Raw genomic sequence first — 8,453 nt, forward strand, 5'->3', positions numbered from 1 at the left:
CCACGGACCCGCTCGCTCCGCGGCCCGGCGAACGCCAGCCGGTCGAAGCGAACTGGCGCAGCGCGACCACGTTGGACTTGCTGGCCAACCCGGCGAGCGCGATGACCAGCAGCTCCTGCTCGGCATCCGCCTCCAGCATGGTCGGGTGGTCCCGAAGTGCTGTCTCGGCGGCCTCGGCCGCGAGGGCCAGCCGCTGGTGGCGGGCACACAGCACCGCGTGCCGGTGCAGTGCGGCGGCGCGCTGCCCGGGGTCAGCGATCAGCGAGCACGCCGCCCACCGCCACCGCGCGGCGCGCGGATCGTCCGGTTCGGCCTCGCCGCGGGCCAGCAGCTCCGCGGCTGCCCGCTCGGCGTCCACCAGCTTGCCCGCGTCCACGATCCGGTCCGCGAGGTAGCCGCGACCGGGGTCGGCCGCGCCGTCCCAGATCGCCGTCACCGCGAGTTGCGCGCTCGTGCGCCGTTCGTAGGGGCCGAGGCAACCGGCGAGCAGCGTGGCGAGCATCGGCGCCCGGAACCGCCAGCCGTTCCGGTTCATGAGCACCCCCGACGCGCGGAGCTGGTGCAGGGTTTCGAGGACCTCGCCTTCGCTGCGGCCGGTCACCGCCGAGACCAGCGGGGGTGCCGCATCGCCCAGCGGGTGCAGCACCGAGAGGACCTTGGCCACGGCCCAGGTGGCCGGGTCGCGCAGCGCCGCGAACAGCGGGTGCGTGACCGGCAACTGCGGCGCCCCGCAGGGCACCAGGTGGGCGCGGTTGTCGACGACCCGCAGGCACCCGGACTCCAGGTAGCCCTCGACGGCGGCGCGCACCAGGGCGGGCACGCCCCGGCAGGCGTTCCGGAGCTCGGCGGCCAACCCCGGCGCGGGCTTGGCGTCGAGGAGCGAGGTGAGGAGGTGCTCCACTGCGGACACCGGTAGCGGTCGGACCCGTTCCTCGTGCACCAACCCGCTGGCGCGCAGCTGGGCCAGGCCGGTGGCGGTGGCGGGGGTGCGAACGGCGCAGACGAACGTGGTCTGGGAACCGGCCAACGAGCCGAGCACCGACAGCACGGTGGGCAGGCACCGCGGGGCGAGCCAGTGCGCGTCGTCCAGGAAGATCACGGTCCGGCGCCGCCCGGTCAGGGACGCCAGCAGCCGCCGCAGGACGGACGCGCTGGACTCGCCGCGCGCGGGCGGCTCGCCCAGCTCGGTGGCGATCCTCGTCGCCAGGCTCGGGAGGTCCCGGTCCCCGCTGGAGAGCTGGATGCCCACCGTGGTGGTGCGCTGACCGGTCAGCCTCGCGCGAACCTGCTCCAGCACCCGGCTGCGGCCGATCCCGGCTGGCCCGGTGACCAGCACGAGCGGGGTGCCCGGGCGTTGCGCGCAGACGTCGAGCACGCGGTCGACGAGCTCCTCGTGGTTGGACGAACAGGCAACCGACCCGGTCGCTCGGGCAGCGTTGGTGTCCAGGGGGCTGCGCCGCGCCGCGCCCTGCGGCAGGGTGGGGACCGTCGCGCGGTGCGGGTGGTTCGTTGAACGTGAGGTCAGCACATCCCCAGTATTGCCACGACATCCGGCCGAATCCGTTCTCGATCCATGAGCGAATCATTAAAGATTCCTTGCCGGGGTGCGCGCCGCCGTCGAATCCTTGCGCAAATCTAAAATCTGTCGTTCAGGTGGCTTTCCGACCAGGGCTTCCGGCTCGTCCCGGGGATAACGTCCGGCTCCGCAAGTGCGGTGAGGGCGCCAGGACGAAGGACGGGAACGTCGTGGGACGGGAACAGATGTCGATCGAGGGCAGGGACGACGTGCGGGCCGCGCTGCGGTCGGCGTTGCGGGACTGCGCGAACGCGCCCCGCCTGGTGGTCGTCCGGGGCGGGGCCGGCCTCGGCAAGACCCGCTTGCTGGAGGCCACCGCCCGGCGCTGGCGGTCGAGGGGGGTGCGGGTGGCGCACCTGCGGGCCAGCGCGGCCGACCCGGACCGGCCCGACCAGCACGGCGTGGGCGCGCTGGTCGACGCGCTCCGGCGGGACTTCGACCAGTTCAGCGACTGCGGGCTGGTCGAGGCGATCAGCGAGCTGGCGCGGTTCCAGCAGGGCGAGGCCGCGGTCACCGGACCGCGGTTCGCCGCGGTGGCGGCTGAGCTGAACTGGGTGTTCGGCCGGATCGGGAGCCTCGGGACGGTCGCGGTGCTCATCGACGACGTGCTGCAGGTCCCCGACCCGGTCCCGCTGCTGCTGGCGGCTCGCCGCCCCGGCTGTGTGGTGATCGCCTCGGTACGCGACGACGCACCGGGCCCGGCGGCCACCGAACTGCTGGGCATGGCCGACGAGGTGCTGGACCTGGACGTGCTCGCCGACGAGCACATCGAGCGGATCGTCGGCGACCTCGACGCGAGTGCGCACGAAGCGCTGCGCGCCGCCCTCGGCCCCCTGTACGGCAACCCGGGAACCGTGCTGGCGACCGTGGCGGAGCTGGTCGACCAGGAGCAGATCATGGCTGGCGACACCGGCTTCCGGCTGGTCGATCCGGATGCTCCCATCAAGCTGCCGGAGGACCACGAGTTGCTGCGCCGCGCGGCGAGCCTGGGCCACCTCGGCCCGCGGCTGCTCGCCGCGGCGGCCAGGCGCGGGGAGCTCGACGTGGACGAGCTGGCGGCGGTGGCCGATGCGTTGGGTTCGGACGTCGCCGAGTGCGGGCGGACGCTGGACCTGCTCGTCGAGCACGGCCTGCTGGTGTCCGACCCGCGGGGCTGGTTGCGGTGCCTCTGCCCGGCGCTCGCGGCGTCGGTCGCGGGCCACGCTGCCACACCGCGCTTGCCCGCCCCGCAGCGGGAGCTCCGCACGTCCCCGGTGGTGCGCAGCATCGGTTCCGCAGCTGCGTGGTCCTTGTCGGACACCGAGGCCCGCATCGTCGAGCTGGTCAGCCAGGGGTTCACCAACCGCCGCATCGGCGCGCGGCTCGGCCTCAGCGAGAAGGCCGTCGAGCGGCAGCTGACCAGGCTGTTCGCCAAGACGGGCTGCCGGTCCCGCGTCGAGCTCGTGACGACCGCACCCCGGCGTCGCGGGGCCACCGCGCTGCGCGGCTGGCGCGCGGCATGAGCGCGGCGAGGTTGTCGACCGGAGGCGGCACGGCGGAGTCATGACTGGATCGACCCTGCTCATCGTGTTGTTCGCCGCCTGCGAGTTCGTGGGGATCGGCCTGGTCGGCGCCGTGGTGCTGCGGCTGCTGCGCTCCTTCCCCGTCGCGGTCCCGTTCGCCGCGGTCATCGTGATCACCGTGATCGCGATGACCGCGGGCACCGCGATGCTCACCAGCGGGCTGCCCGAGCACATCGCCGCGGACCCCGTGGTCATCATCTCGATGGGGGTGGCGGGCATCAGTGCTGGACTGCTGCTCTGCGTGCCGGTGATGCGGGACGGCCAGCAGCTGCTGCGCGGTCGCATCGAGGTGCAGGGGCTCGCGGAGGTGGTCGACGAGCTGTTCGCCCCGGCCCGGGTCCAGGCCGGAGGGGGCGGCCTGCACCGCACGTCAGTGGGGCTCGGTGAACTCGTCGGTGACGCCGTCCAGGGCGCCGGGTCGGTCGCTGCCGAGGGCGGGGTGCGGGTGTGGGCGGGGTGGGTCGAACCGGAGGTCATCGCGGTGGACCGGGCGGAAATCGCCCGCGCCGTCGACCAGCTCCTGGCGACTGCGGTGCGCTGCGCGGGCAGCGGCGGCACGGTCTCGGTGGACGCGTGGGGCGGCGAGGCGTGGACCACCGTGTCGGTCTGCGCGGAACCCAGCGGCGGTGCGGACCAGCAGTCCGAAGTGGAGGTTCCGGTGCCCGACCACCGGGGAGCGGGGCTCCGGCTCGCGATCGTGCAGGGGATCGTGCGGGAGCACGGGGGCGAGCTGTCGGTGCGCGAGGTCCCGGGCGGCTGCCGGTTCGAGGTGCGGCTGCCCGCGCCGTGACGGGTTGCGGACGGCGACGGCGCGGTTCCGCGCTGTGCTCAGGTGAGCGCTTCGCGCCTTGGTGCGTAACAGTTCTTCGATAGTTTCGTCACGGGAAGACCTGCTCTCCGCGATAGTCCCAGGTCCAGCGGGTGCGGCGGTTCTGCCGACCGGGGAGCGGCCCGGTGCGCCGGACTAGGGTGGGAGGAGGTCGACGGTGAGAAGCAGGTTCCAGGGATGATTCAGGCTGATCGAAGCGCGGAGCGTCGCCCGCCGGGCAGCGGGCAGCGGGTCCTGGTCGTGGAGGACGACCCGACGGTGGCGCAGGTGGTCACCGGCTACCTGCAGCGGTCCGGGTTCACCCCGGTGCACGCGGCGGACGGTGCGCTGGGCTTGGAGCTGGCGCGGCAGATCGCGCCGGACCTCGTCGTGCTCGACGTGATGTTGCCGGGCCTCAACGGCATCCAGGTGCTCCGCGAGCTGCGCGGGGCCAGCCAGGTGCCGGTCATCATGCTCACCTCGCTGGGCGAGGAGGAGCACCGGTTGCGCGGCTTGGAGTTCGGCGCCGACGACTACCTCACCAAGCCGTTCAGCCCGCGCGAGCTGGTTTTGCGGGTGCAGTCGGTGCTGCGGCGCACGCACGCGGCCCCCGCGGCGCGTCCCGATGGTGTGCTGCGCGCGGGTGATCTGCTGGTGGACCGGACGGCGCGGGTGGTCAGCAAGGCCGGCCGCGAGCTGGGCATGCCGGTCAAGGAGTTCGAGCTGCTGGTGTTCCTGATCCAGAACGCGGGTCGGGTGGTGCGGCGGGACGAGCTGATGCGGGAGGTCTGGTCGCACGACTTCGGGGACGCCTCCACGGTGACGGTGCACGTCCGTCGGTTGCGGGAGAAGATCGAGGACAACCCGTCCCAGCCGGTGCTGCTGAAGACCGTGTGGGGGGTCGGATACCGGTTCGACCTCCCGGGAGCCGAGGCGGGCTGAACCCCCTCCTCCCGATGGGGCCACCCCGGGGGGTGTCCGGGGTGGCCCGCGCGGTCTCAGGAGACGTAGAAGCTCGGACCGGCGACCACGTGGACCTCGGTGCCGCGCTGTCCGTTGTAGATGCTCGACCCCAGGAAGCGGTTGCCGGCGTACACGTCGATCCGCTCGTTGCCCGAGCCGGCGCTGTTGAAGGTGCTGCAGGTCGGGCCCAGGCGGGGCGAGTAGCTGCGCCCGCCGCGCCCCGGGAACTTCACCGTGACCGTGGAGCCCTGGTGGTTGCAGATCGTCAGGTGACCCGGGGTGGCGGCCTGCGCCATCCCGGTGGTGGACAGGGTCAGCGCCACGCCGAGGGCACCGACCACGCCAGCTGCGCGGGCCATTCGGCTCGAAGCGGTCTTCCGCATCGTTGTCGATCCAATCTGCCAGTTCCGGTTGCGGACCCGTCCTTCCTACCGGTGTTCCGGCGCGCGGTCGGTACTCGCGAGGTCTGTTGAGCCGATGCGGTAACCGCGTCTGCCCGAAAACACCCTCAAAAGCCGAAGTTCTGCGTCCACCACGGACCGTCCGGGCCAATGTGGACACCGACGCCGATGTGCTGGAAGTCCGCGTGCAGGATGTTGGCGCGGTGCGGGATGCTCTGCATCCAGGCGCGCACGACCGCGGCCGGGGTCTGCTGCCCGGCCGCGATGTTCTCACCGCCGGGCTCCTCGAAACCCGCGGCGCGCATCCGCTCGAAGGGCGAGGGACCACGCGTCGCCTGGTGCGCGAAGAAGCCGCGCCGGGCCATGTCGGCGCTGTGCCAGCGCGCCGCCTGGCGGAGGCGCTCGTCGATGGTCAGCGGCTGGAGCCGCCGCCTCGCCCGCTCCGCGTTCACCAGCTGGACGACCTTGTCCTCGGTCCGCGTCCGCACCAGATCCCGGCTCGAACCGACTGCCATTGTCCGCACGCCTCCTCGCGATCCCGACCTCCGGGCACCCCGAGCCTCCCGGTTCGCGCGCGCGAACGCGATCCCGCGGGCGCGGGCGTCGGCGAAGGGGCAGAGATCGGGAACTTTTGGGCAGCCGCCCGCAGATCCGTTGCCCGCGGGCCCGGTCGGGTGCCGACACTGGACTGCACCCGTGGCTCGGGCGATCCGAGTGGTGCAGGAACACCGATCGAAGAGAGGTTCACTCGATGGCCAACCAGATGGTGCAGACCGCCACGCCGGGAATGCAGAAGGCGGCGCAGCACTTCTCCGAGACCGCAAGTGATTTCACCACGCAGCTGCAGCGGGTGAACAGCACGATGGCCTCGCTGCAGGCGTCCTGGCACGGGCAGGCGTCGCAGAGCTTCAACACCGCGATGGACAACTGGGAGCGCTCCTTCAGCAAGATCATCGAGAAGCTCCTCTACATGATGGAGGAGATGGGCATGAACACCAAGGCGTACGTGGCTGCCGAGGACGAGGCCTCGAGCACCGCCCAGTCCTTCGCGTCCGCGCTGCCGCCGCTGCCCGGCGTCTGATCTTCCCCGCACGAGAGAGGAACGAGCATGTCCGACTACCGGTTCGACTTCAACATCGCCGAAACCACGCTGCAAGACATGCACCAGGTCAACACCCACGTCCGGCAGGCCCTGGACCAGATGCAGGCCGCCGTCGAGTCCAGCACCGCGGACTGGACGGGTTCGGCCAAGCAGGCCTACGCGGCGGCCAAGGCGGAGTGGAACAAGCAGGCCGCGCTGATGCCCGAGCACCTCAGGGCCGCCCAGCAGACGCTGGGCACGATCTCCGAGGGCTACGGCACGACCGAGGTGCGCGCGGCGCAGAGCTGGAGCAACTTCAGCTGACCTGGAAGGTGTGTGGACCTGGCCGCCGGAAGCGCGCGACGCGCACCGGCGGCCACCCGCGCGGGCGAGCCCGTCCGCGCCCGGACTGGAACTGATGAGGAGGACGGTGTGGCCAGGGACGGCAGCGACCTCGAGTACTGGATGTACGACGACAAGGGGTGGAAGAGCTACCAGGCCATCGACTGGGGCAACGTCGACACCTACGTCGAGAACGGGTGGCTCACTGAGCGCGAGCGGGACCTCCTGCACGCCTACGGCAGCCTGATGGCTAGTCCGGGGGGCGGCGACATCGGCCCCGAGACGTGGCCCGAGATCGGCGAGGCCTACGACAAGTTCCAGGAGTACATCCCCGACGCCAACTACGGCGGGGACTACGACCCGGACAAGAACTACTTCGACTCGCTGAACAATGGTTCCGACCTCGCTGACGAGAAGGCCCCGGAGGTCTCCGACGTGCCCAAGGCACCGGACTTCGGCGGTCATGCCGGTGCCGGGGCGCGGGCGAACGAGGTCGTGGTCAACCAGGAGGCCATGCGGCAGTTCGCCGGTGTGGCGGAGAAGTTGCGGCAGCTCATCGTCGAATCACGGGACTACGTGGGCGGTGTCGACGTCAAGCCCGGTGCGTTCAGCAAGGCCTACAGCCTGCGGACCGAGGTGAACGGGAAGTTGAAGAACGGGGTCGAGACCTTCATGACCAACGCCGCCGCGACCCTGTTCGACATCAAGGAGACGATGACCAAGATCGCGCGGGAGTACGAGGACAGCGAGGAGCTGAACAAGCTCACCGCGGAGAAGATCGCCCCCGAGATGGCTGAGCTCTACGGAAGCATCGACAACCTGAAGTCCAGCGGCAACGGCGGGGCGCAGGCCTAACTGCCGCGCGGTGGCGGCCGTCGGTCGACGGCCCGGTGATTCCCCCGGTCGCCGGGGCGTTTTCGCGGTGCAGCGAGCAAGTTCTGAGGAGTGGGAGCGATGGCCGACGAGGAAGAGCAGACGAACGTCAGCAGGGAGGACGACGGCGTCTTCGCCAAGCGCGACGGGCAGTCGGAGAACGAGGACTTCTATTCGTGGGACTGGAAGACGATCAAGGCCGCGATCACCGGCGGCGCCGCCGTCGCGGGTGATCAGGACGCCCGGCTCCTCGACCTCATCGACCCGCAGACCCTGCGCGTCGCCTCGACGTACTTCGACCACGCCGAGAAGACGATGGAGAACGTCGCCACCAGCCTCCGCCAGCACGCCGAGGCGCTGGCGGGTGAGGACGGCGCCTGGAAGGGGCCGGCGGCCAAGCAGTTCCTCGCCAAGATGCAGACCTTCGCCCAGCACCTGGAGGCGAACGCGGAGGTGCTGCGCGGCCAGGATGGCACCGGCGACAACAGCAACGTGCGGATCAAGCTGTACGACAACGGGAACTGGCTCGCCTGGGCGCAGAACGCGGTGAACACCATCGACCACCACTACGCCGCCGTCGCCAGGGCCCGCGGCGTGGGCAAGACCGAGGACGACCTGGTCACGGTGAGCGAGGACCCCGAGGTGGTCGAGGCCATGACCACCGCCATGCGCAACGTGCTCATCCAGCTCTCCGGCAACTACGGATGGCACGTCCCGGACCCGGGGTCGGTGAACGTCACCCCGGTCGATGGGGGGAACAGCAAACCGCCGGACCTGGATCCGCCGCCGCTGGACGAGACGCCGCCGGGTGGCGACGGCCCGCCGGACGTCGACGGGCCGCCGGGTG

10 protein-coding genes are annotated in these 8,453 nt (G+C 71.4%); 7 read left to right on the forward strand and 3 right to left on the reverse strand.

Going from position 1 to position 8,453, the window contains the following annotated elements; all coding sequences use genetic code 11:
* A partial coding sequence (locus tag ABT324_RS32890; RefSeq protein WP_351185663.1) for an AAA family ATPase occupies window positions 1-1,528 on the reverse strand: 1,528 nt, incomplete at its 3' end.
* A gap of 218 nt (window positions 1,529-1,746) precedes the next feature.
* On the opposite strand from ABT324_RS32890, the gene ABT324_RS32895 reads away from it, so the two are divergent.
* From ABT324_RS32895 to ABT324_RS32905, 3 genes are all read left to right on the forward strand, one after another.
* Complete coding sequence (locus tag ABT324_RS32895; protein WP_351185666.1) at window positions 1,747-3,078, forward strand: helix-turn-helix transcriptional regulator; 1,332 nt, start codon at window positions 1,747-1,749, stop codon at window positions 3,076-3,078.
* A 40-nt stretch (window positions 3,079-3,118) separates the two neighbouring features.
* On the forward strand, window positions 3,119-3,928 hold the full coding sequence (locus ABT324_RS32900) for a sensor histidine kinase (RefSeq protein WP_351185669.1): 810 nt from the start codon (window positions 3,119-3,121) through the stop codon (window positions 3,926-3,928).
* A 216-nt stretch (window positions 3,929-4,144) separates the two neighbouring features.
* Complete coding sequence (locus ABT324_RS32905; protein WP_351185672.1) at window positions 4,145-4,888, forward strand: response regulator transcription factor; 744 nt, start codon at window positions 4,145-4,147, stop codon at window positions 4,886-4,888.
* A 56-nt stretch (window positions 4,889-4,944) separates the two neighbouring features.
* Here ABT324_RS32905 and ABT324_RS32910 read toward each other — a convergent pair whose 3' ends face one another.
* Window positions 4,945-5,292 carry a hypothetical protein gene (locus tag ABT324_RS32910; RefSeq protein ID WP_351185675.1) on the reverse strand — a complete coding sequence of 116 codons (348 nt, stop codon included), beginning with the start codon at window positions 5,290-5,292 and terminating at the stop codon, window positions 4,945-4,947.
* Window positions 5,293-5,417: 125 nt separating this feature from the next.
* On the reverse strand, window positions 5,418-5,825 hold the full coding sequence (locus ABT324_RS32915) for a CAP domain-containing protein (RefSeq protein WP_351185678.1): 408 nt from the start codon (window positions 5,823-5,825) through the stop codon (window positions 5,418-5,420).
* Between the two features lie 236 nt (window positions 5,826-6,061).
* Here ABT324_RS32915 and ABT324_RS32920 point away from each other — a divergent pair, with 236 nt between their 5' ends.
* The 4 genes from ABT324_RS32920 to ABT324_RS32935 form a co-directional block, all read left to right on the forward strand.
* Window positions 6,062-6,391, forward strand: a complete 330-nt coding sequence (locus ABT324_RS32920; RefSeq protein ID WP_351185681.1) for a WXG100 family type VII secretion target — start codon at window positions 6,062-6,064, stop codon at window positions 6,389-6,391.
* 27 nt (window positions 6,392-6,418) lie between these two features.
* Window positions 6,419-6,715 (forward strand): WXG100 family type VII secretion target, encoded by a 297-nt coding sequence (locus tag ABT324_RS32925; protein ID WP_351185684.1) that lies wholly within the window; start codon window positions 6,419-6,421, stop codon window positions 6,713-6,715.
* A 108-nt stretch (window positions 6,716-6,823) separates the two neighbouring features.
* Window positions 6,824-7,588: a hypothetical protein gene (locus ABT324_RS32930; protein WP_351185687.1), complete on the forward strand. Its 765-nt coding sequence runs from the start codon at window positions 6,824-6,826 to the stop codon at window positions 7,586-7,588.
* A 99-nt stretch (window positions 7,589-7,687) separates the two neighbouring features.
* Window positions 7,688-8,453, forward strand: a 766-nt coding sequence (locus ABT324_RS32935; protein WP_351185690.1) for a WXG100 family type VII secretion target, incomplete at its 3' end; no start/stop codon positions are given.

The organism is Saccharopolyspora sp. NPDC000359 (assembly GCF_040300525.1).
Taxonomy (GTDB): Bacteria; Actinomycetota; Actinomycetes; order Mycobacteriales; family Pseudonocardiaceae; genus Saccharopolyspora.